The sequence below is a fragment of the Microcoleus sp. ARI1-B5 genome, from assembly GCF_036705795.1.
Taxonomy (GTDB): Bacteria; Cyanobacteriota; Cyanobacteriia; order Cyanobacteriales; family Microcoleaceae; genus Microcoleus.
Genome location: NZ_JAUBVK010000018.1, coordinates 1 through 22,362, shown reverse-complemented (window position 1 = coordinate 22,362; position 22,362 = coordinate 1). Strand labels below are relative to the sequence as shown.

The window sequence follows — 22,362 nt, the reverse complement described above, 5'->3', positions numbered from 1 at the left end:
GTTTCGCGCAGGAAGTCTGTGGATCAAATATAATTTTGTTACAAAACCCGCCCGGAAAACTGATATTTTACTAATGAGCGATCAAATTGCGCTACAAGTTAACGGAGAAACTCGCAATTGTGCGATCGACACACCGTTACCAAAATTACTAGAACAATTAGGATTAAACCCGCGCTTAGTAGCTGTGGAGTACAACGGCGAAATCCTGCACAAACAATTTTGGGAAACTACACAAATGCAAGAGGGCGACATCTTAGAAGTTGTCACAATTGTCGGAGGAGGCTAGCCACAAATGGGTGACAAATTAAGCCTTAAATTGTCACCCATTTGTAGCACCTAGGAATGTCACTTGTAGTCAAGTCTAGATCCCCCTCGCATACCCCCTACTCGACCCCTACTCCCCTTAATAAGGGGAGTAGGGGTTGACTTTGATAAAAATCTTGTACACCTAAATCCCGTTAATTAACAGGGACTTTGATAAAAATCTTGTACACCTAAATCCCGTTAATTAACAGGGACTTTGATAAAAATCTTGTACCCCCCTTATTAAGGGGGGCTAGGGGGGATCGAAACTGTGAGACAAACAAAAGAGACTTAACCAACGCCGCAAAATATCGCAATTAAACTGCGACAGCTTCAGCCGCGGGCTCAGCCACAGGTGCTGCTACAACAGGATAAATGCTGACTTTCTTGCGAGTTTTGCCTTTTCTTTCAAAAGTCACCACACCATCAACTAAAGCAAACAAAGTATCATCTCTGCCGATACCAACATTATTACCGGGGTGAACTTTCGTACCGCGCTGGCGGATCAAAATATTGCCAGCTTTAACCACTTGGCCGCCGTAACGCTTGACACCCAGACGCTGGGAATTAGAATCGCGACCGTTGCGCGTGCTGCCTGTACCTTTCTTGTGGGCCATAGTATCCTCAAACTGTATTTACTATTGTTTATTCTGATTCAGATTCGCCGATTTGGGGAGTTTCAACAACTGCTTGAGTCAAATCTCTCGCGGCCAAAACAACACCGTTGACGCTGATGGAGTCAATCATAAAGCGAGTTGTTTCTTGGCGGTGTCCTTTTTTCTTCCGAGTTTTCTTTTTCGGCTTCATCTTGTAGACAAGGACTTTGCGGCCCCGGAAATGCCGCAGAACAGTTCCTTCTACAGTGGCATTTTCTACTAGAGGCTGGCCGATGTGAACGTCGTCTTCGTGCTGGATCAGAAATACTTTGTCAATGGTGACTTTTGATTCAGCTTCCACGTGAAGCAGTTCGATGTCGTAGAAGCGGCCCGGTTCTACTCGAAATTGTTTGCCGCCGGTCTCAATAATTGCGTAGGTCATGGGATAGTCGTTGGGTTTGCCGTACAGGTAGCTGGTTAGTCATTGGTCATTGGTCTTGCCGTCATTAGTTGTGAACTTTTGGCTGTGGACTTGTGACTGCTGACTGCTCTCCAGCTTTTGGAATGTCTCGACCTGATCCGAGCAGGATTTAGACAGACAATCTACAATTATTGCTGATTTGGGTATTTTTGTCAAGCGATCGCCCGACTAATTTCAAATTAAGGATAAAATAGAAGATGCTGGACTTTTTTATCCAATTTATCCAACAAAAGGGCGTTAGCGAAGCCCTCGCAGAGGATCGCACTTCATTCAAGCAGTCGCAGAACACCTGCTACTTCGCAACAATTCCAAAGCCTGCTGTTTTACCCTACCTTCCATCACCTCTTTTTGCAAAGTAATAAAAGCCTCAAAATCTTCCAAACCGTACTTAGTCATCTGCAACTGGTGTCGCAACTGTTCTTCTGCCTCAACAGTTAAATAACCGCTTGCCAAAGCTTTTCGGACAATTGTACTGATTAAAGTCATAGTAATTCACCCTGAAGACACGCACATTTAAACAGTGGAGTTCTATCACCTGACTAACTCTACTTTTAGTTTGTTTCATAATTACATTCAAATAGGTTAAATCTACCTTTTGGCATACTTAATCATAGTAATTTTTGATACACACAACTCTCTGAATTTTAACTTGAGAGCGGGCTCGAATAAGTATATTTACTTGGTATCTAACAACAGCCGCCATTCTCTGACACCAAAAGGAGGAACCAGCAATTCTGTTTCTTTTTCGCCTTTCACGGGCAAATTTAACCGCAAAGGTTGATTGCTTTCCACTTGTGTAATTATTGATTTAAAATCATATTCTCCCACATTAATTGGCAACTCTGACTCGCTCCAAATATCATTGGCTTTACCAATTTCTCGATCGCCTGCAGCAACATTCAGCGGCACAGGGTGCTGCAATTCTGTACCGGGAAATCCTACCAATCTCAGGTTAAAAGAGTTTACCAATCCCGACTGTACTCGCTTATACAAAACCACTTGCCACGCTCTGTCATCAGTGTCGCGCAGGCTTTGTACGGATCGGAACATTACTCTGTCTGCTCTTTCTGGATACTTGTGAATCGAGGCGAAGGCGGGCGGACTGATAGCTAAGATTAGAGACAAACACAAGCTAATTACAGTTAAAGCCTTGAAAAGGGAAGGTTTTGTACTGAGATTGTTCATGGGATGACCAAAATATCGCTTGTTACCCAAAAGTTTAATAGATAAAAAAGTAGGGTGCGTGCGGCGCACCCTACTACTCATTTTAAACCTAGATGAATCCAACTGCCTGCTTAGGCGGGAAGAGCATAAAAAGCAACCCCCTCATCCCGGAAATCTGACCTCGCCTGTGCCAACGCCCGATCGCTTGGCTTTGCGGTGAAAAAGTGTGTAATATTTTGCGGATTTTCCCGTTCCCTCGCCAGGTTGGTAAAACGATAGACGGGTATCGCACCCGAAACTGCCGTGTTATATGAATTGAAAACCTCCCCCTCAGCACGGAACTGGGGTAAGTTGTCGCGAATAAACTGTATATCAGTAGGTTTATTCGTATAGAAATAGGTTCCTGATGCTGTATTGAAGAAGCGTTGAACCTTTGCGTTACCGTTGGCTGGAGCGATAAATTCATCGCCTTCACTCTGGTAACGAGCAGGGTTGTTTAGTCGGTCAGCTTTCTCTGACGGGTCTGTGGTATAAAAATGCGATCCTGCCACCTTGTCAAAGAAACGCCGGACGGGAAGATTGCCTGTTAGAGGGTCGCCGCTACCGCCCCCGATGATGTTGCCTTGTGCATTTAAAGTCGCACCTGTTACGGGGTCTTTCAAGGCGACATTACCACGGTCAGTTGAAACCTGTAATGTGAAAGGCTGAGGAAGTGATGTTAACGCATCATAGCTAGTCACGCGGACTACATAGTCCACACCAGGCACACTTTTAAGCGGGGGAGGAGCACCATTGAAGTATTGGGCAGTAGGACTCGGTATTTTTGAGTTTCCTCCGGGGACGCCGTAGCCATCATTATCCTGAGCAACAAGAGTACCCGAATCAGCTACTACATTCGCACCCCTGGTGCCTTTGGGTATCTGAAAAACTTGCACGTAAGGGTTGTAGCTAGTGTTCAGACCTTTAAAAAGATCAATTGATATAGACTGATTAACTAACTCTACTTCTAAGAGGTAATCTTTAGCGCGAGTTGCGGTTGGAAGGAAATCATTCGGAGTAGGAGTCGGGATACTCTTGTCAGTTGTAGTTAACTGATTTGTCAGTTGAACCGATGCCATTTAAGCTGTCCTCTTAACTTTTTTGATAGCAGGTGTTATAAAATACTGCCTTCTACATTTATAAAACACTCAATACCCATAAGTTACCTAAGAGCTATTAGTATTTTTATTAGGTATTTTTGTGAGAACTACACCCGATTAAAATTATTTTTTTAAATAAATTAATAATTAACAATACTTAGCGGGACTTAAACAAAGTTTATCTTGAAAATAGGCTCAAACCCAGTCGCTATAATGGTTTCAGATCGTTTTTGCTATTCTGTTACTACAACTGGGTTTGAGCCTCCATTACCCGGAGCGAGGTAAACTCTTTACCCACAGCGGAATACAAGCCGATTTTAGTCAGCAATTTGTTTAAGTTCCGTTAGGAAAGTTTTTGAATGAGACCCTAAAAATGCCATTATACCGTTTGTATCGGGGCTTGATGAAAGCCTGAAACCCTGATTATATAGTTAGTAATTAAAAACTATACTAAGTGTTATTAGAGAATTAGTCCGCCTATCTACTAAATTTGGCATATTATACAGAAAGTTTCCGTATAACTCGTAGTTATACCGATGAGGTAGCTACTGGACAAAAATTTTATCCACAGGTATTGGAAGGGCAGAAAAGGATGCTAACAGAAAGACCTTTAGCTGTTGATTATTCTCAACAAGATGCAACTTCAAAGTTTGTTCAGCGCCCGCTCATTCACTCTAGTCATGACGCCGGATGGAAAAATATTCATCTAGCACACTATCAACTGCCTGCAATGGAAATTCCTGAAACATCGGGTTTGCAACATATAATTTGTCTTCCATTTTGGAAGCAGCCAACAGAAGTGGAATTAGCCTTTGATGGTAAGCGTCACCTAGTGCAGCATGACCGGGATGAAACGGGTTGCATTGAAATACTTCCTGCTTACGCACCTATTAAGGCTAGGTGGAGTCAGGAAAATGATATCACTCACTGCTACCTTGAGCCTACATTTCTTAATCATGCCGCCTATGAGTCAGTAAACCCAGATCGAGTTGAAGTTAATCTCACGCTTAAAAAACCCGATCCGCTAGTTTGGCAAATTATCTTAGCACTGACAGCAGTATTGGAAAACGATCCAAATAATAGTTGCTTTTATGCGGATTCAATGGCGACGGCTCTAGCGGCTCATTGCTTAACATATTACTCAACCCGCAAGCATATTCTGATGGAATATGAAGACGGCTTGCCAAAATACAAACTGAAGCAAGCTATTGAATACATCAACGATCGTTTTAGTGAAAATGTATCGTTAGCAGAAATTTCAGCCGAATTAGGTATGAGTCAATACTATTTCTGTCGATTGTTTAAGCAATCAACTGGAATGACTCCTCATGCTTACTTAATTCAGCAACGAGTAGAGCGATCGAAGCAACTACTAAAGCAGACAGAATGGACAATAAACAATATTGCGATCGAGTGTGGCTTTGCCAATCCCAGTCATTTTGCAAAGTGCTTTCGCCGATACACAGGCATTTCACCTAAACAGTTTCGCATGATTTAGCAAGATTATGTTCAAATCGCAAGGAAGTGTTCGACTTGAACTGGCAAAACAGATTAAAGTCGCTTACAAGGTTGCATCAGGTGCATCTAACTTTTTCGGACTGACAAAGTAGCTGTATCGAGTTGACGGGGCGTTTACTTATTATGAATATACATGACACAGGGAAATAAACTTTTACAAATACCAGCACAGAAGTTTATAGAGGCTGCGGCTGGCTGGAATCTCGAACAGTTATATGCAGACTTGACAGCGGCCAAGCAAGATTACACTTGCAGTAGAAAGCAGCGACTCACTCCTTTAGAAAAAACTTACCTGCGAGGATTGCTTTGCAATTATAGCCCGCCGGAAATCGCCGCCGCACTCCACCGCGAATGTGCCGGTATTAGAGTAGACTTATCGAGAGGGCTGTATCGCTACATTCAAGTTTTGACGCTGCAACAACCGAAAGACTGGAAAGAAATCCCAAGTATGCTAGAAATATTTGGTTATAAACAAAAGGGGAATGGAGAAACATTGTTTCCTACCTTGATAAATTATACTCAAACTACCCAAACTCCCATTGAAAATCGAACTGAATGGGGGCTGGCGGTGGATACGTCTATTTTCTACGGGCGCACAACAGAACTTGCTAACTTAGAACAATGGATTTTACAAGAAGACTGCCGCTTAGTTGCTGTATTGGGTATGGGTGGCATTGGCAAAACTGCTTTAGCATCTAAGCTAACAAATCTGATTAAACACCAGTTTGAGTGCGTAATTGGGGTCAACCTCAGTCATGCACCTGTGTTGGCAGATACTATAATAAATCTCATCGAATTTTTATCTGATAAACCGCAAAGCGATTTAGAGAAATTGCAGTTAATTACTCCTGATAAAAAACTTTTTCAATCTGCGATCTCGCAGCTTAATTTTCCCCTGCATAACCTAATCGCTTCCACAAATGCAATAGAACAGACAATCATCGCTGATGGTATCCAGCGCCTGATTCAGTGTTTACAAAAGCGTCGATGTTTGATAATCTTAGATGAGTGGGAAGCTGTTTTCTGCACCGATCAGTTAACAGGAAATTATCGAGAAGGATATCAAGTGTATGGGGAATTTCTGAAACAAGTAGGAACATCGCAGCATCAAAGTTGCTTGCTGTTGACTAGCTGCGAAAAACCTAAAGAAATTGCGGCGTTAGAAGGTCAAAATCAATCTGTACGGTCGTTGAAATTGGGTAGTTTGGGAGAAGCGGCTGTGGAAATCCTTAAAAACAAGGGTTTGTCTGAAGAAGGTGAATACTCACAATTGATAGAGGCATACAGCGGCAATCCTTTAGCGTTAAAAATAGTAACGACAACTATTCATGATATGTTTGGGGACAGCATTGCTAACTTTTTAAGAAATGGGCTGTTTCTGGGAGATTATAGCGATACGTTATCTCGGCAGTTTAATCGCTTATCAGGATTAGAAATCCAGCTATTACACTGGATGGCGAAAGAAGTCAAGCCTGTTGGTTGTGAAAATTTGTACTCGGATATTCAGCAAGAGAGGGGTTTAGAATTGCTGAAGGCGTTAGAATCGCTTTTAAGGCGATCGCTAATTGAAACAGTCCCAGCAGAAAGTGAAACTCTGTTCGCGCTTCAACCTGCGGTAAAGAAATATCTGATGTCTGTGGCAAGATTGCCTAAGCGATAAATAATCTATCGAGGTTCTATTTCCAATCGGTTTCGGCTTGAGATAGCACGTAGGCGGAAACCTCGATTATTTGTTGTTCTGACAAACGATCTTTGTAAGCGGGCATAATACCTTTACCGTTGGTTACTAAATTTGAAATATTGGCAATCGAGTCCATCTTATATTTTTTTAATGCTTTTTGTTTCAAGTTTTTGCCGCGCCTGATAATGTTGCTGCCGTTGATGTGACAGCCTGCACAGTTGGCGCTGAAGACTTCGGCTGCGGTTGTGGGATTTGTAGCTGTATCTGCGATCGCACTGTGGGAATTAGTGGCGATTTCTACAAATCCCAGTGTCAGTATTAATAGAATGGCGGTGAGGATTTTTTTAAAGTTATTTAGCGAAATCATCTATTTGCAGGTTTAAAAATAGTGCTGGATTCGATGATATCACTAAATGCGCTTTTTGGGTTAAATCAGCGATTCATTCTTCCCAGTCGAAGGTGCGGGTAACTGCTTTTTTCCAAAAGCGGTATTTTTGCTCCCGAAGTGATCTCGGCATTTGGGGTTCCCAAGTAAAATCCACCGCCCAATTATCCCGCAATTCGGCTAGTTTGCTCCAAAAACCCACCGCCAAACCAGCCGCATAAGCCGCACCGAGTGCAGTAGTTTCTGCTACCGCAGGCCGCACCACAGGCACTCCCAAAACATCGCTCTGAAACTGCATCAGCGTGTGATTTCCCACCATGCCTCCGTCTACTTTTAAAGACAAAAGCTGCACGGCACAATCCTGATTCATCGCATCCAATACTTCGCGCGTTTGCCAAGCTGTCGCTTCCAATACTGCGCGCGCAATGTGTGCCTTAGTCGCGTAGCGAGTTAAACCTGCAATTACTCCCCGGGCGCTGTCTTGCCAATAGGGCGCGTAGAGTCCAGAAAAGGCCGGCACAATGTAAACTCCGCCGCTATCTTCGACTGTATTTGCTAATGTTTCTACTTCTGCAGATGTGTTGATGATGCCCAAATTGTCCCGCAGCCACTGCACTAATGCTCCGGCGATCGCAATACTGCCTTCCAAAGCATACACAGCGGGCGATTCTCCCATCTTGTAGGCGACTGTTGTTAGTAATCCTTGCTTTGAAGGGACGATCGCCTCACCAGTATTCAGCAGCATAAAACAGCCCGTACCGTAAGTATTTTTCGCCTCTCCGGGACTGAAACAAGTTTGCCCGACGAGGGCGGCCTGCTGATCGCCCAAAGCAGCAGCAATTGGAACACCATCTAACAATCCTTTTGCAGTGCCAAAAACTTGACTTGAAGGGCGAATTTCTGGCAGCATCCGGCGGGGAATTGCCATTATTTCCAAAGTTTCCGCATCCCAATCGAGGGTTTGCAAATCCATCAGCATCGTGCGGCTGGCGTTGGTAACATCGGTAATGTGCGTGCCGCCAGTCAGGTGCCAAATTAGAAAAGAATCGACATTGCCAAAAATCGCCTCGCCGCGATTTGCAGCTTCCCGCAATCCTGCAATATTGTCCAGCATCCACTTAATCTTCGGCCCGCTGAAATAAGTTGCTAGCGGTAAACCGCAGCGATCTCGAAATCGATCTTTGCCGTCAATTTCTGCTAAGCTAGTACAAATTTGGTGAGTGCGGGTATCTTGCCACACAAGCGCATTCCCGTAAGATTTTCCGGTGTTTTTGTCCCAAACAATTGCTGTTTCGCGCTGGTTGGTAATGCCGAGGGCTGCAATATCTTTCACATCGATATTGCCGATTTCGAGCGCATTTTTAATCACGCTTTGGGTGCGCTGCCAAATTTCCTCGGGATTGTGTTCAACCCATCCTGGTTGCGGATATATTTGCTGGTGTTCTTGTTGGTTGCTGCAAATTATCTGTCCCTGGCGATCGAATACGATAAACCTGGTGCTGGTGGTTCCTTGGTCGATCGCTGCTACGTATTTTTTGCTCAAGTGTTTAAAACCTTTTTAAGTAGAAGGAAGTTCGGCAACGGATTCTGTAACGGATGTAACGGATGTAACGGATTTCATGAATAAGTAAGAAGTAAGAAGTAAGAAGGCATGAAAGACTTCGCTCAAGGTAAAAAGAAGGAAGAAGACATACACAGCAAGCTTGAGCGCGAGCCGTCTTTTACGTTTAATTAAGTGGATTTACTTATGGTTCGAGTCTGTAACATCTATGATAATATGTCAAAGTCCAATTTATCTCAAAATTTTTAGTTTAGGGAAGTCCCTACTTTGAAACTAGCAGAATTGCTCAGGCTCGATCGCACAATTAAGGTTATTGGCTTTGACGACGCTCCATTTTCTCGTAGCAGCGGCAGCCCAGTGTCGATCGCGGGCGTAGTCTGCGGGGGAACTCGATTTGAAGGAATGGTCTGGGGACAAGTCCTCCCAGACGGGTTAGATGCCACTGATGCTATTTGTCAGCTACTTCTCGGAGGCAAATTTTTGCCGCAATTGCATCTCGTTTTGCTTGATGGAATTGCTTTCGGCGGCTTCAATATTATTGACCTTCCCAAGTTAGCATCGCGGCTGCAAATTCCTTGCGTTGCTGTCATGCGCCGCCAACCAGATTTAGCTGCTGTTGAAAAAGCCCTCGGTCATTTACCCGACTCGGAATACCGTTTAGAATTGTTGCGCCGCGCTGGGAAAATTTACGCTTTTGAACCTTTCTTTTTTCAAGTGTGCGGCGAACAACCGGAGGTAATTGCGCTGGTGCTCCAGCGTTTGACTGATACTGGTAAGGTTCCTGAAGCTTTGCGTTTGGCTCATTTGATTGGTGCGGCTGTTATTACTGGTGTTAGCGGCAGTTCTGCTTGAATTTATTATCTGTGATTTTATTTGCTGAAATCAACAAGGTTCGATCGTTCGGAATGCGAGTCCGCATCCAAATTAGAGGACTCGCATTCCGAACGATCGAACCTATGGGGAGACGGATTTAAGATTATTTAGCTTCCGACAATCTCGCCCTCAATTTCACCGAATTCGATTTTAGTTCCCAATGCGAGAGTTAGGGTACTTTCCGGTTCAATCATTTTCATGTCGCCTTGACTGTCTGTGGCCCACCAAGAGCGATCGCCCAAATTGGTCAATCCCAAGGATAGCTCGTTTCGCGATCGAGAATTCACCACCGCTACCGCACCGTTAGATGCCGTAGCCGTTAAACTCGGAATGTCAGATGTGAATAGCTGAGTACCCCCAGTCAGAGGAATAACTCGACTTCCCAATTTCAGCAAAAATTGACCGCTGGTAAAAGCATTGGCTGGGGATTCTTGTGATAAAATAGTCGGCGTAACCCGAGCCGAATTAGGAGCGGGCAAATCAGAGTTTCCCACTGTAATTGTACAGTTGCCGATTCTCTTTTGATCGCCCGATCGCAAATAACTCACCGCCCCGCTATCCACATTCTCGCAAACAATTTGACCTGCTTCCAATTGAAACCGCATCGCTAAGGGCGAAACATCAGGAATACAGATAATAGACTTATTTTCATCACTGCCAAAAGTCACCGGTTCAGCGCCCAGAGTCAGAGTGCGATTTGCTCCGGTATCGTAACTAATTACCAGCCAAGCTTTGTTAAACAAAGTTTCGGCGACAACTAGCATAATTCCAATCCAAAAGCCGATCGCAGCACAGCCAGCTAAACGGCCCGCCGTACCGGATAAATTGTAAGCAAACAGAATAAACAAACAGCCGCCCAAAACGCCTCCCACACCGCCGCCTCCCGCGCCGCGCAGCCCTCCCAAATTGGGAATCCGTTTGGAAAGTCCAAGTCCTAACAAACTGCCGGCTATTCCCCAGCAAATCACTCGCAATATTTCGTTTTCGCCATCGCCAATCCCGCTAAAAATACCTTCGGCTATTGCTCCAGAAATGGCCCCGGCGATTACACCAAACAATCCGCCATTTTTTAAAGATTGTTTAATTTGAGGCTTGCCTTTGATATAGTAATAATAGCCGAACATAATCGCAGTAGCAATGCCGCCGCCTACCAATCCAAACCATCGAGCTGTGGACAATACACTGTCAAAAACAGATTGTGAATTATTGAGCCGCTGCATGAAAGGTTCGGTGATGAGATTGCCGGCGAAACCGCCGACAGCACCGCTAATCCCAAACTGCAAAGCTTTTTTAAGGGCTGATAGATTTCTTTTCACGGCGCACCTGGTTAAAAGTCCGAGTCGATCGATTTTGGATTTTGGATTTTAGATTTTAGATTTATTCCACAGATGAGTCTGGGAATTTGAACAAAAGTCTAAAATTTTGGTGGGCCCGCGTCCAAGTGTCGGAAACTTGTATCCGTTTTTAGGCGAGAGCCAAATTTAGCTACAAGCTCGAAAGTCACGATTTCCGATCCCCACCTGTCGCCCCTGTGTCTCTCCTCTATCTCCCGCCTTTGTCTCCGTCTCTGGGACAAGTGTTTGAGCCTCGCGCCGTCGCCTGCGGGACAAATGCCTCAAAGTGCGATCGCCTGTAACCTTTGCTACGAGATAATTTTAGCTATTTTTTTTACTGTAAAATTGGCCCCCGTCGGGCGTAGGCTTGGGCCCAAATATGAAAAGGAATGTTACAAACTATTACAGTAACACTCAGAATGTGAACATAATGCCTCAAAATACTTGCGAGAGGTAGTTGCGTTACAGGAACAATCAGATCCTGACTAACTGCCCGACAGTCACTCGATCGCCACTTTACCGATCTGCTGCAATCTCGATCGAAAATTAAAGATCGCATCAGTCTAATGTGGTATTCTAAGCGACAGGCTCAGTGCGAGCACTCACAAACGCACCGGCGTAAAGAACCAGCGCCGTCAAACACCGAAGGCAGACACCCGCCAACAACTTCAACAGTTTCTGGCAAAAGGAAAGTCCGGCCTCGGGCGTCAAAGCTCCTGCCTGAGCATGAAAGATACGGGATGCAAGCGCCCGCCTTCGCGAGCTTCAGCGCAGAGCAGTTCATATAGCAAAATATCCAGCGGGTACACACAAGATGAGTATCGTCACCAAGTCAATCGTCAACGCAGACGCCGAAGCTCGCTACTTGAGCCCAGGTGAATTAGATCGGATCAAGAGCTTCGTCACCTCTGGTGAACGCCGCGTCCGCATCGCCCAAATTTTGAGCGAATCCCGCGAACGTATCGTCAAGACAGCAGGCGACCAACTTTTCCAAAAGCGCCCTGATGTTGTTTCTCCCGGCGGCAACGCTTACGGCGAAGAAATGACCGCAACTTGCTTGCGCGACTTGGACTACTACCTGCGTTTGATCACCTACGGAATCGTAGCTGGCGACATTACTCCGATCGAAGAAATCGGTATTGTCGGCGTCCGCGAAATGTACAAATCTCTCGGCACCCCGATTGAAGCCGTCGCCGAAGGCGTGCGCGCTATGAAAAATGCAGCTTCTTCGCTGCTGTCTGGAGAAGATGCTTCCGAAGCTTCCTCTTACTTCGACTACGTTATCGGTGCGATGCAGTAAGGAATTTCGATTTTTGATTATAGATTTTAGATTGAACAATCGGGGGTTGCTGACAACAAGCTAAAAGCTTTTGCAGATAACCAACCAACTGGGAAATCTCAAATCCCCAATCCCAAATCTCAAATTCTAGCTCCAAAATTGGACTGACTCAGCCACTTTCTAGGAAACAAGACAACCATGCAAGACGCAATTACCGCCGTTATCAATTCCTCTGACGTTCAAGGTAAGTACCTGGACATCAGCGCATTAGACAAGCTCAAGAACTACTTCGCTTCTGGTGAACTGCGCGTCCGCGCCGCTACCTCCATCAGCGCCAATGCAGCCACAATCGTCAAAGAAGCAGTTGCTAAGTCTCTGTTGTACTCTGACGTAACTCGTCCCGGCGGCAATATGTACACCACCCGTCGTTATGCAGCTTGCATCCGCGACTTGGACTACTACCTCCGCTACGCCACCTACGCCATGCTAGCTGGCGACCCTTCCATCCTCGACGAGCGCGTGCTCAACGGTTTGAAAGAAACCTACAACTCCTTGGGCGTGCCCATCGGTTCTACCGTACAAGCAATCCAAGCAATGAAAGAAGTCACCGCCGGTTTGGTCGGTTCTGACGCTGGTAAAGAAATGGGCGTCTATTTCGACTACATCTGCTCTGGCTTGAGCTAAACCGAAGGCATAAGGAAGAAGGCAGAAGGAAGAAGGAAGAAGGAATAACATTTATTTCTTGCCTCTTTTAACTTGTACCTTTTGACTTGTTACCTTTGGCTTTGACAGAGGTCAGGGAAGTTGAGAGTGATTGCTAGACCGTCAAAGGCCAGTCGAGAAAGCCCGACGAGTTTTAACGAGCTAGTTTTGACTCCTAACTCCCTGACTTCAATCTTTTTAAAATCCATCTAAAAATCTGTAAACCTACTCAGGAGTTTGTTTCCCATGAGAATGTTTAAAGTGACTGCTTGCGTCCCCAGCCAAACTCGCATCCGCACTCAGCGCGAATTGCAAAATACCTATTTTACTAAGCTGGTTCCCTATGACAACTGGTTCCGGGAACAGCAAAGAATTATGAAAATGGGCGGCAGAATTATTAAAGTACAACTGGCTACCGGTAAGCCCGGAGCTAATACTGGCCTACTTTAAAATCCGAGAATGGATTTATAGAGGGGCAAGAGGTCGATCGCGACCTCTTTTTTTGTTGCTATGATTTTATAGAAGAAGGAAGTTCGGCAACGGATTTTTTAACGGATGTCACGGATGTCACGGATGTCACGGATGTCACGAATTTCAGGAAGTTCGGCAACGGATTTGCTTGCGCGAGATGTCACGGATGTCTGTAATTCTTAAACTAATGACTAATGACTAATGACTAATGACTAATGACTAATGACTAATGACTAATGACTAATGACTCATAACTAATGACTAATGACATTCGACGCTTCATTCCATTTTTAGACCCCAGCGCCTCGCAATGGGCCGCTGAGGCCAGGTGGCTGCGGTGGTTGACTTTTGTGTGGCTGTTTGTAGGGCTGACAGCTTTGTTTTCCGCTTCCTATCCGATCGCAAATTCTGAATTTGGAGACGGCCTTTACTATTTTAAACGGCAGCTAATCGCAGTGGCGATCGGGCTAGCAGGTTTTAACTTAATGGTGTACTCCCCCCTGCGCTACCTGCTGAAAACAGCTCAGTTGGGCATTTTGTTGCTGCTGGGATTGCTGTGGTTGACCTTAATTCCGGGAGTGGGAACCACCGTCAACGGGGCGACTCGCTGGATATCTCTGGGCCCGGTGCCGATTATTCAACCTTCTGAGTTGATCAAGCCGTTTTTCGTTCTCCAAAGCGCCCGCATTTTCGGCAACTGGCCCCGGTTGACGAATAAAGTTCGCTTTACCTGGCTGTTAATTTTCGGCGCAATGCTGTTGGGAATTTTGTTGCAGCCGAATTTGAGCACCACGGCTTTGTGCGGGATGACTTTGTGGTTGGTGGCTTTGGCGGCGGGCTTGCCTTACTTGCAGTTGGGCGCCACGGCTATGGGGGGAATGCTGTTGGCGGTTTCAAGTATTAGTTTTAGGGAATATCAGCGCCGCCGGATTATGTCTTTTCTCAATCCTTGGGCCGATCCGATGCAAGACGGCTATCAGTTGATTCAAAGTCTGCTGGCTGTCGGTTCTGGGGGCATTTGGGGTGTGGGTTTCGGGATGTCGCAGCAAAAGTTATTTTATTTGCCGATTCAGTACAGCGATTTTATTTTTGCTGTGTTTGCTGAGGAGTTTGGTTTGGTGGGAGGTTTCGCGCTGTTGCTGATGTTGGCGGCTTACGCTACGGTGGCTTTGAGGGTGGCGACGCGGGCCCGGAATATTGAGTCTCAGTTGGTGGCGATTGGGGTGATGGTGGTGATGGTGGGACAGTCGCTGCTGAATATTGGGGTGGCGACGGGGGTTTTGCCGACTACGGGTTTGCCGCTGCCGTTTTTTAGTTACGGGGGCTCTTCGATGGTGGCGAGTTTTTTGTTGTCGGGGTTGCTGATTCGGGTGGCTAGGGAGGGTTCTGAGGCTGAGGTGGTTTCTCTGGACGGCCTCCGGGGGAAGCCGGGAAAGCCGAAGTTGCGATCGCCCAACGGCAAGACACAAACCGAGTAATTTGTCAAGTTATTTCCTCAACGCCCGAGTTTCAACGAGAAACCGGGTTTTTTAGCTTCTACTGCGGTATCGTGGCGGGCGATCGACTATTTCAAGACTTACGCATTTCTGACTCCTCGAAACCGGGTTTTTCACCGATATTAAAGGCTGTGAAGCAATATTTTTGTAAAAAAACCCGGTTTCTGCGTCCAGGACTATATTTATTTGCGCCCATCACCCTTATTTGGCGGTTCTTCAGGTTGTTCTTGAGGCTTAGCTGTGATGTCAATTAATTCTTTTTTGTCGGGTTTTGGTGTTTCTGGAGTTGAGTTAGACATTGAGTTTTTTCCTAAATAGATGCACCGCTTAATTATATCTTTTCTAACTGCTAAAGGTATTGCTGTAGATAGGGGAAGGAAAATCAAGACAGACAATTCTCATGCAGTGGGATTTGAGCTTTAATATTAGACAGGATTATGTAGATGCAAATTCCAGTCGGTTCTACACTGCTGGAGGGTTGCAGCCAAACAAATCGGAGGCGGAGGCAAAAACACCTTTGTTAAGAATTAAATGCCGAGATGGCGATCTCGACTGATTAACCCTTGCTGCTGCAATTTTCCCAGCATTCGCGTTACTGTTACCAGAAAGAATTGGTTTAAAGCCCCAAGCTTCTTCGGGAGAAATTAAAAGAAGACTATTCATTACTCCAATCCTCGGACTTCCAGGTAGATGTCGCCCCCCGTGCGGTCAACAGTCAACAGTCAACAGTCAACAGTCAACAGTCAACAGTCAACAGTCAACAGTCAACTGTCAACTGAACCGCGTCGTGCAAATCGCATTAGCAATATCTTGATGTGTCAAGCGGATATTCAAACCAGAGGCCTGTCAAAAGTTATGAAACTGCAAAAAATTGGATTGTCGGCGCTGATCTCAATCTTAGCGGCGCTGACTTTAGGTGAGTTTCGATTTATCCCTAATTCTCAATTTAAAATCATCAATTCTCAGGCCTTGGCTCAAACTCAAGCTCAGCGGAAAGCCGAAGCAGACCGACTGTTAAACCAAGGGATTCAGCAGCATCAGATTAGTCAATTTCAAGCTGCATTGCAGTCTTGGCAACAGGCACTAATAATTTATCGAGAAATTAAAGACCGCCAAAGCGAGGGGAAAGCTCTGGGAAATCTGGGAATTGCTTACTTTTCCCTCGGCGACTACGCCAAAGCGAGTGAGTACCAACAGCAGTTGTTGGTACTCGCGCGAGAAATTAAAGACCGCCAAAGCGAGGGAGCGGCTCTGGGAAGTCTGGGACTTGCTTACCTTTACCTGGGCGACTACGCCAAAGCGATCGAGTACACTCAGCAGGTGTTGGCGATCGCGCGAGAAATTAAAGACCGCCAAAGCGAGGGGAAAGCTCTGGGAAATCTGGGACTTGCTTACTTTTCCCTCGGCGACTACGCCAAAGCGATCGAGTACGCTCAGCAGTGGTTGGCGATCGCCCGAGAAATTCAAGACCGCAAAAGCGAGGGGGCGGCTCTGGGAAATCTGGGACTTGCTTACAGTAACCTCGGCGACTACGCCAAAGCGATCGAGTACACTCAGCAGTTGTTGGCGATCGCGCGAGAAACTAAAGACCGCCATAGCGAGGGGGTGGCTCTGGGAAATCTGGGACTTGCTTACAGTAACCTCGGCGACTACGCCAAAGCGATCGAGTACCAACAGCAGTCGTTGGCGATCGCCCGAGAAATTAAAGACCGCCAAAGCGAGGGGAGAGCTCTCAACAATCTAGGATTGGCTCTCTACATATCTGGCAATCTCCCAGCAGCAGAGAAAACCCTACTTGATAGTATTAAAGTTTTGGAATCTCTCCGAGCTGGATTAGACGATGCCAATAAAGTGTCAATATTTGAAACCCAAACTAACCCCTACGTCACTTTACAACAAGTCTTCATTGCTCAGAACAAAAATAATGACGCTTTAGAAATTTCCGAACGGGGTAGAGCCAGAGCTTTTGTGGAGTTATTGGCATCTCGCCTTGCCCCATCTGCCTCGGTCGCAACTACTATCAATCCGCTCAATATCCAGCAAATTCAACAAATTGCTAAAGAGCAAAACGCTACCATCGTCGAGTATTCAACTATTTGGAATGAAGCCCTTTATATTTGGGTCATCAAGCCGACTGGTGAAATTACATTTCGCTCAGTTGCCCTCAAATCTCTGAACATCAATCTACCCGAAGCCACCGAACAGACAAGAGTATCTGCTGCTACCGGGAGGAGAGGATTAAACGAGCAAGATACAGCCTTAGCTGAGATGATTCGCGGCACTCGCGAGGCTCTGGGTGTATCGGCGGGGGACACTGCCAATAAACAAGCGGCTAATCCCCCTGCTTCTACCCCTGCTAATTCTCGGATAATCTACCCCAAATTACAGCAAAGTTATCAACTACTCATTCAACCCATTGCCGATCTTTTACCTACTGACCCGAATGCTCCTATCATCTTCATTCCCCATCAATCCCTGTTTTTAGTTCCCTTTGTCGCCTTACAAGATCAAACAGGTCAATATTTGATTGAAAAACATACCATCCTCACCGCTCCCGCCATTCAAATTTTGCAGTTAACCCGCCAATCACGGCAAAAATTCCGACAACTTACTCTCCAAAATAACCTCGTCGTCGGCAATCCAATTATGCCCAAAATTGGCACCCCGCCGCAGCAATTACCTCCCTTACCGGGCAGCGAACAGGAAGCAATTACAATTGCCCAACTTCTGAATACTAAACCGATTACAGGCTCTCAAGCGACTAAAGCATCGATTGTTCAACAGATGCTAAAAGCCCGGATTATTCATCTGGCAACTCACGGATTACTCAATGAAGTGAAGAGGCGAGATTTACCGGGAGCGATCGCCCTTGCTCCATCAGGAAATGATGATGGATTGCTGACTTCCAGTGAAATCTTGGATTTAAAATTAAATGCTGAATTAGTGGTATTAAGTGCTTGCAATACTGGCAGAGGAAAACTCACAGGTGATGGTGTGCTTGGGTTATCTCGTGCTTTAATTAGTGCTGGTGTTTCCAGTATTATCGTTTCTCTGTGGTTTGTGCCCGATGAGCCGACAGCGGAATTAATGGCAGAATTCTATCGCCAGTTACAGCTAAACCCGAATAAAGCTCAAGCTTTGCGACAAGCGATGCTGATGACAATGAAGATGCACCCAACTCCCCAAGATTGGGCAGCGTTTACGCTGATTGGCGAAGCAGAATAAGATTTTTTCGGCGCTTGCTACACTGCTGGAGGGTTGCAGCCAAACAAATCGGAGGCGGACGCAAAAACATCTTTGTTAAGTATTAAATGCCGATCGCTATCTCGACTGATTAACCCTTGCTGCTGCAATTTTCCCAGCATTCGCGTTACTGTTACCCGCGTCGTGCAAATCGCATTAGCAATATCTTGATGTGTCAAGCGGATATTCAAACGAGTTCCCTCAACCACAGGCTGACCGAATTCCTGTTGCAATAATAGCAGTAGCTGATACAAACGGTCATCTACTCGGCGCTGTCCGGCGATCGCTAAAATTGCTTCCATTTGCCGCATCCGCCGTACCATTTGAGGCAGCAACTCGTGAGCTAATTGAGGAGAAGCTTCGATTTCCACCATAGAATACCACATCAAATAAACATCAGATGTCGCCGTAGCTCGGTAAGTCTGCAAATTTGTCAACCACAAACCGAAGCACATCGAAGGCCCCACCCAACCCAAAAGTCCTTCTTCCCCGGTTGGATAAAGCGTACTCAGTTGTGCTAAACCTTGACAGACGCGCCAAAGGCCTTGCGACATCAAAGGAATGGTTTCGCCCTTGGCATAAAAATGCAAGTTTCGAGTCGCTCCCGTGTTATGCTGGACTTCCGCTAAAAGTGCTTTGGATGTTGGTGGCATATCCGTTATTTCCAGCTAAAAAACACTGGTGCAAGACCTACGGCTCTCACTCTAGCTTACAAAGGTAAAGGTTTGGTAATCGTCTGGTTAGCGACAAGATAAGCTTTAGCCATCAGTTGAACGCGGATTCGAGCGCAAATCTGTTAAACTTCCAAAGTAATTAATTGAGCAATTTCTTCAGTTTGAAAACCTAAAGCCATCGCCCTTTGCACTTCCGGGATGATTTGCACATCATAAAGTTCCGTAACCACCCCTTCAAATCTAAGCCAGTGAACAACACCGCCAGTATTAATATCAATTACCATCATACCACAACGCGGCTCAGCATCTTTTCGTGCTAACAAATCATCTAATTCTAAGCCGCTAAAAGTCTTGTCGCCGCCTCTAGGTTTAGAAAGTCCAACAATCGCCCAGTTTTGCCAAAATGCCAGTCCTCGCACGTATCCCGGACAAAATGCGATCGCCCGAAATTTACCGCTCTCTAAATCCACATAACCCAACTCTCCCCGCCCCGAATTGAGCACCCACAATTTGTCCTGATACCAGCGGGGCGAGTGCGGCATTGACAATCCTGATGCGACAATTTCATTGGATTCTATATCTATAACTATGCCGCCGTTTTGTCGGCGATCGCGCCAGCCATCTACAACATCAGACTGACTCGATGCCGTCACATACTTAGCTTTTCCCTGCACCATTGCTAAGCCGTTGAGGTGACAGCGGTCTTCGTTAACATATTGCGAGATAAAACCCGGTTTCCACAGCGGTTTGCAACTGTGAGAATCGCTGAATGTGGCGATGCAATTGAGTAATGTGCTGATAAAAATTACTTGTCCGCTATTATCTACAGCTACATCGTGGATGTCGATGTCGCCTGTAGTGCGGGCGATGCGGGGGACGTAAAGGCGATCGTAACCTTGATGCAGTTGTCCGGGGGCTAGCACATTTTCTAATTGCCAGAGTTGATATTTGGAACTGAGGTAAATGCGCGACGGCGTGCAGAAAAGCCCCATTGCGCGATCGAATATCCGCCAAAAACCCGAGATGCGGTTGGCTTCAGGGTGGGTACCGATGAACATCAACCGACTGGTTTGATAGGTAGTGCAGGCGAGGCTGATTTTTTGTTGGGCCAGCCAAGTGGGAAAATCGCGATCGCCCACAATTTCGTGTTTGTCGATTGTGTTCAAAACTGAGGGGTCATGGATTGAATCAGAAGTCATATATTTTACAGGCAACAAGTTGTGATCCCGATCGTATACAAATAATCTTCCCAAAGATAGAGTTATTACAAATTTAACTGGGGTAACATACCATGCCACATAATATAATTACTAGACAAATCGCCTTCATCTCCTCCGATATCGCAGACAGGGAAACCCTGAGCGACGGCATCCTCAAAGGCATCGAAACCGCCATCCTCGACCCCAACTGCGATGCAATAGCACAAATTGCCGAAACCCTCAAAGGCAAACAATACTCAGCCATCCACATCATCTCGCACGGTGCCCCCGGCCACCTCCAACTCGGCAGCACACCATTAAATATTGAAACACTCCCCCGCTACACTCAGCAGATACAGCAGTGGCGAAAAAGCCTCACAGCAGACGCATCCATCCTGCTGTACGGGTGCAACGTCGCCGCGACAACCGAAAACGTACAAGATGTAACAGCCACTAACCAAAAACCAAACCACCCACCAACAACCCATCCGTTACATCCGCTACAGAATCCGTTGCCGAACTTTCTGGCTCAACTCCACCAACTCACCGGGGCAAAAATCGCCGCCAACCCCCACCCCACCGGCAACCCAGCACTAGGAGGAACCTGGAAACTTACTCAATTCATCCCCCCATCCCCCCACAAGCCCAAACTCCCCTTCACAGAAACCGCCCTCAAAACCTACAGCGGCATCCTGAGTTTAGCCCCCAAAGTAGACTTCACCACTGGGAATGGCCCCTTTTCAGTCAGCATCGGCGACTTCAACGGCGACGGCAAACCAGATGTAGCAACGGCGAACTTTAACAGCAGCACCACCTCGATCCTGCTCAACACTACCGCAACAGGTGCCACCACCCCCACCTTCGCCACCAAAGTAGACTTCGCCACTGGGAATGCCCCCTTTTTAGTCAGCATCGGCGACTTCAACGGCGACGGGAAACCAGATGTAGCAACGGCGAACTATAACAGCAACACCACCTCGATCCTGCTCAACACTACCGCAACAGGTGCCACCACCCCCACCTTCGCCCCCAAAGCAGACTTCGCCACCGGGATTCGCCCCAGATCCGTCAGCATCGGCGACATCAACGGCGACGGCAAACCAGATATAGCTGTGGCGAACATTAACAGCAACATCACCTCGATCCTGCTCAACACTACTGCAACAGGCGCCACCACCCCTACCTTCGCCACCAAAGTAGACTTCACCGCTGGGACTGGCCCCGTTTCAGTCAGCACCGGCGACTTCAACGGCGACGGGAAACCAGACCTAGCCGTGGCGAACTATAACAGCAACACCACCTCGATCCTGCTCAACACTACCGCAACAGGTGCCACCACCCCCTCCTTCGCCCCCAAAGTAGACTTCACTACGGGGAGTGGCCCCAGCTCCGTCAGCATCGGCGACTTCAACAGCGACGGGAAACCAGACCTAGCCGTGGCGAACTATAGCAGCAACACCACCTCGATCTTCCTCAACACTACTGCAACAGGCGCCACCACCCCTACCTTCGCCACCAAAGTAGACTTCACCGCTGGGACTGGCTCCGTTTCAGTCAGCATCGGCGACTTCAACAGCGACGGGAAACCAGACCTAGCCGTGGCGAACTATAATAACAGCAACACCACCTCGATCTTCCTCAACACAACTGCAACAGGCGCCACCACCCCCTCCTTCGCCCCCAAAGTAGACTTCACTACTGGGAGTGGCCCTTATTCAGTCAGCATTCGCGACTTCAACGGCGACGGGAAACCAGATGTAGCAACGGCGAACTTTAGTAGCAACACCACCTCGATCCTCCTCAACAGCAACACCCCCAAAGTCAGCATCGCAGCCGGCAGCACCCCCACCGAAACAGGTTCCACCAACGGCACATTTGCGATTACCCTCGATACTCCCGCCCCTGCAGGCGGTTTAGTCGTCAACTTCAACACTACCAGCAGTACCGCCGCTAACCCCGGCCACTACTCCTTAACTGCGGGTACGAATATCGCGGCTGTGACTGCCAACACTTTCACCATTGCCGCCGGTCAAACCACCGCCGTTCTCAATGCCGTCCCCGTCAATGATACTATCGTCAACCCAGGGGAAACAATCAAAGTCAACGTCACTGCCGATACCAACAATTTTAACTACTTTCTCGATCCAGTTGCCGCCAATACTACTGCGACACTGACAATTACCGACAACGACTTCCCCACAGTCAACCTCTCAGTTTCCCCAGTCACAAGTACAGAAACCGGAAGTCCAGTTATTACCGTCAC

General features: G+C 46.8%; 21 protein-coding genes. 10 read left to right on the top strand and 11 right to left on the bottom strand.

Annotated elements, in window-relative coordinates; translation table 11 throughout:
• Window positions 1–73: 73 nt before the first annotated feature.
• Entirely contained in the window at window positions 74–286 is a 213-nt protein-coding gene (gene thiS / locus QUB63_RS23010) for a sulfur carrier protein ThiS (protein WP_332947643.1), read from the top strand.
• A 334-nt stretch (window positions 287–620) separates the two neighbouring features.
• Here the strand turns inward: thiS and rpmA are convergent, their stop codons facing one another.
• The 5 genes from rpmA to QUB63_RS22985 all read right to left on the bottom strand — a co-directional run bounded on the left by rpmA (window position 621) and on the right by QUB63_RS22985 (window position 3,662).
• The gene (gene rpmA / locus QUB63_RS23005; protein ID WP_332947642.1) at window positions 621–920 is read right to left on the bottom strand and encodes a 50S ribosomal protein L27; all 300 of its coding nucleotides are present in this window, start codon (window positions 918–920) and stop codon (window positions 621–623) included.
• A 28-nt stretch (window positions 921–948) separates the two neighbouring features.
• Window positions 949–1,341 carry a 50S ribosomal protein L21 gene (gene rplU / locus QUB63_RS23000; protein ID WP_332947641.1) on the bottom strand — a complete coding sequence of 131 codons (393 nt, stop codon included), beginning with the start codon at window positions 1,339–1,341 and terminating at the stop codon, window positions 949–951.
• Between the two features lie 309 nt (window positions 1,342–1,650).
• The gene (locus tag QUB63_RS22995; protein ID WP_332947640.1) at window positions 1,651–1,866 is read right to left on the bottom strand and encodes a hypothetical protein; all 216 of its coding nucleotides are present in this window, start codon (window positions 1,864–1,866) and stop codon (window positions 1,651–1,653) included.
• Between the two features lie 189 nt (window positions 1,867–2,055).
• Window positions 2,056–2,565, bottom strand: a complete 510-nt coding sequence (locus tag QUB63_RS22990) for a DUF3122 domain-containing protein (RefSeq protein ID WP_332947730.1) — start codon at window positions 2,563–2,565, stop codon at window positions 2,056–2,058.
• Between the two features lie 110 nt (window positions 2,566–2,675).
• Complete coding sequence (locus tag QUB63_RS22985) at window positions 2,676–3,662, bottom strand: hypothetical protein (protein ID WP_332947639.1); 987 nt, start codon at window positions 3,660–3,662, stop codon at window positions 2,676–2,678.
• A gap of 613 nt (window positions 3,663–4,275) precedes the next feature.
• On the opposite strand from QUB63_RS22985, the gene QUB63_RS22980 reads away from it, so the two are divergent.
• Both QUB63_RS22980 and QUB63_RS22975 read left to right on the top strand, forming a co-directional pair.
• Entirely contained in the window at window positions 4,276–5,181 is a 906-nt protein-coding gene (locus tag QUB63_RS22980) for an AraC family transcriptional regulator (RefSeq protein ID WP_332947638.1), read from the top strand.
• Between the two features lie 153 nt (window positions 5,182–5,334).
• The gene (locus tag QUB63_RS22975; RefSeq protein WP_332947637.1) at window positions 5,335–6,861 is read left to right on the top strand and encodes an NB-ARC domain-containing protein; all 1,527 of its coding nucleotides are present in this window, start codon (window positions 5,335–5,337) and stop codon (window positions 6,859–6,861) included.
• Window positions 6,862–6,877: 16 nt separating this feature from the next.
• Here the strand turns inward: QUB63_RS22975 and QUB63_RS22970 are convergent, their stop codons facing one another.
• Together QUB63_RS22970 and glpK are read right to left on the bottom strand one after the other, a co-directional pair.
• Entirely contained in the window at window positions 6,878–7,249 is a 372-nt protein-coding gene (locus QUB63_RS22970; protein WP_332947636.1) for a c-type cytochrome, read from the bottom strand.
• A gap of 73 nt (window positions 7,250–7,322) precedes the next feature.
• Window positions 7,323–8,810 carry a glycerol kinase GlpK gene (glpK, locus tag QUB63_RS22965; protein ID WP_332947635.1) on the bottom strand — a complete coding sequence of 496 codons (1,488 nt, stop codon included), beginning with the start codon at window positions 8,808–8,810 and terminating at the stop codon, window positions 7,323–7,325.
• Window positions 8,811–9,095: 285 nt separating this feature from the next.
• Here glpK and QUB63_RS22960 point away from each other — a divergent pair, with 285 nt between their 5' ends.
• Window positions 9,096–9,680: an endonuclease dU gene (locus QUB63_RS22960; RefSeq protein ID WP_332947634.1), complete on the top strand. Its 585-nt coding sequence runs from the start codon at window positions 9,096–9,098 to the stop codon at window positions 9,678–9,680.
• A gap of 128 nt (window positions 9,681–9,808) precedes the next feature.
• On the opposite strand, the gene QUB63_RS22955 is transcribed toward QUB63_RS22960, so the two are convergent.
• The gene (locus tag QUB63_RS22955) at window positions 9,809–11,017 is read right to left on the bottom strand and encodes an FHA domain-containing protein (protein WP_332947633.1); all 1,209 of its coding nucleotides are present in this window, start codon (window positions 11,015–11,017) and stop codon (window positions 9,809–9,811) included.
• Between the two features lie 832 nt (window positions 11,018–11,849).
• Here QUB63_RS22955 and apcA point away from each other — a divergent pair.
• The 4 genes from apcA to QUB63_RS22935 all read left to right on the top strand — a co-directional run bounded on the left by apcA (window position 11,850) and on the right by QUB63_RS22935 (window position 14,965).
• Complete coding sequence (gene apcA / locus QUB63_RS22950) at window positions 11,850–12,335, top strand: allophycocyanin subunit alpha (RefSeq protein ID WP_332947632.1); 486 nt, start codon at window positions 11,850–11,852, stop codon at window positions 12,333–12,335.
• Between the two features lie 177 nt (window positions 12,336–12,512).
• On the top strand, window positions 12,513–12,998 hold the full coding sequence (gene apcB, locus QUB63_RS22945) for an allophycocyanin subunit beta (protein ID WP_015176902.1): 486 nt from the start codon (window positions 12,513–12,515) through the stop codon (window positions 12,996–12,998).
• A 264-nt stretch (window positions 12,999–13,262) separates the two neighbouring features.
• The gene (locus tag QUB63_RS22940) at window positions 13,263–13,466 is read left to right on the top strand and encodes a phycobilisome linker polypeptide (RefSeq protein ID WP_006634929.1); all 204 of its coding nucleotides are present in this window, start codon (window positions 13,263–13,265) and stop codon (window positions 13,464–13,466) included.
• 278 nt (window positions 13,467–13,744) lie between these two features.
• Window positions 13,745–14,965: an FtsW/RodA/SpoVE family cell cycle protein gene (locus tag QUB63_RS22935; protein ID WP_332947631.1), complete on the top strand. Its 1,221-nt coding sequence runs from the start codon at window positions 13,745–13,747 to the stop codon at window positions 14,963–14,965.
• Window positions 14,966–15,445: 480 nt separating this feature from the next.
• On the opposite strand, the gene QUB63_RS35130 is transcribed toward QUB63_RS22935, so the two are convergent.
• Window positions 15,446–15,646, bottom strand: coding sequence for a hypothetical protein (locus tag QUB63_RS35130; RefSeq protein WP_442921843.1), 201 nt, complete (start codon window positions 15,644–15,646; stop codon window positions 15,446–15,448).
• Window positions 15,647–15,685: 39 nt separating this feature from the next.
• Here QUB63_RS35130 and QUB63_RS22925 point away from each other — a divergent pair, with 39 nt between their 5' ends.
• Window positions 15,686–18,208 (top strand): CHAT domain-containing protein, encoded by a 2,523-nt coding sequence (locus tag QUB63_RS22925; RefSeq protein WP_332947630.1) that lies wholly within the window; start codon window positions 15,686–15,688, stop codon window positions 18,206–18,208.
• Between the two features lie 17 nt (window positions 18,209–18,225).
• Here the strand turns inward: QUB63_RS22925 and QUB63_RS22920 are convergent, their stop codons facing one another.
• A complete protein-coding gene (locus QUB63_RS22920) occupies window positions 18,226–18,879 on the bottom strand; it encodes a Crp/Fnr family transcriptional regulator (RefSeq protein WP_332947629.1) in 654 nt (217 codons plus the stop codon).
• A 143-nt stretch (window positions 18,880–19,022) separates the two neighbouring features.
• Window positions 19,023–20,099, bottom strand: a complete 1,077-nt coding sequence (locus tag QUB63_RS22915) for a TIGR03032 family protein (RefSeq protein ID WP_332947628.1) — start codon at window positions 20,097–20,099, stop codon at window positions 19,023–19,025.
• A 92-nt stretch (window positions 20,100–20,191) separates the two neighbouring features.
• On the opposite strand from QUB63_RS22915, the gene QUB63_RS22910 reads away from it, so the two are divergent.
• Window positions 20,192–22,362, top strand: a 2,171-nt coding sequence (locus QUB63_RS22910) for an FG-GAP-like repeat-containing protein (protein WP_332947627.1), incomplete at its 3' end; no start/stop codon positions are given.

Excerpts from the sequence above, each read along its gene's own strand:
- QUB63_RS22920 (WP_332947629.1), bottom strand. The coding sequence starts at position 18,879 with ATGCCACCAACATCCAAAGCACTTTTAGCGGAAGTCCAGCATAACACG.
- rplU (WP_332947641.1), bottom strand. The coding sequence starts at position 1,341 with ATGACCTACGCAATTATTGAGACCGGCGGCAAACAATTTCGAGTAGAA.
- QUB63_RS22975 (WP_332947637.1), top strand. The coding sequence starts at position 5,335 with ATGACACAGGGAAATAAACTTTTACAAATACCAGCACAGAAGTTTATA.
- QUB63_RS22970 (WP_332947636.1), bottom strand. The coding sequence starts at position 7,249 with ATGATTTCGCTAAATAACTTTAAAAAAATCCTCACCGCCATTCTATTA.
- QUB63_RS22935 (WP_332947631.1), top strand. The coding sequence starts at position 13,745 with ATGACTAATGACATTCGACGCTTCATTCCATTTTTAGACCCCAGCGCC.
- QUB63_RS22915 (WP_332947628.1), bottom strand. The coding sequence starts at position 20,099 with ATGACTTCTGATTCAATCCATGACCCCTCAGTTTTGAACACAATCGAC.
- QUB63_RS22940 (WP_006634929.1), top strand. The coding sequence starts at position 13,263 with ATGAGAATGTTTAAAGTGACTGCTTGCGTCCCCAGCCAAACTCGCATC.
- apcB (WP_015176902.1), top strand. The coding sequence starts at position 12,513 with ATGCAAGACGCAATTACCGCCGTTATCAATTCCTCTGACGTTCAAGGT.
- rpmA (WP_332947642.1), bottom strand. The coding sequence starts at position 920 with ATGGCCCACAAGAAAGGTACAGGCAGCACGCGCAACGGTCGCGATTCT.
- QUB63_RS22990 (WP_332947730.1), bottom strand. The coding sequence starts at position 2,565 with ATGAACAATCTCAGTACAAAACCTTCCCTTTTCAAGGCTTTAACTGTA.
- QUB63_RS22985 (WP_332947639.1), bottom strand. The coding sequence starts at position 3,662 with ATGGCATCGGTTCAACTGACAAATCAGTTAACTACAACTGACAAGAGT.
- QUB63_RS22980 (WP_332947638.1), top strand. The coding sequence starts at position 4,276 with ATGCTAACAGAAAGACCTTTAGCTGTTGATTATTCTCAACAAGATGCA.
- apcA (WP_332947632.1), top strand. The coding sequence starts at position 11,850 with ATGAGTATCGTCACCAAGTCAATCGTCAACGCAGACGCCGAAGCTCGC.
- thiS (WP_332947643.1), top strand. The coding sequence starts at position 74 with ATGAGCGATCAAATTGCGCTACAAGTTAACGGAGAAACTCGCAATTGT.
- QUB63_RS22995 (WP_332947640.1), bottom strand. The coding sequence starts at position 1,866 with ATGACTTTAATCAGTACAATTGTCCGAAAAGCTTTGGCAAGCGGTTAT.
- QUB63_RS35130 (WP_442921843.1), bottom strand. The coding sequence starts at position 15,646 with ATGAATAGTCTTCTTTTAATTTCTCCCGAAGAAGCTTGGGGCTTTAAA.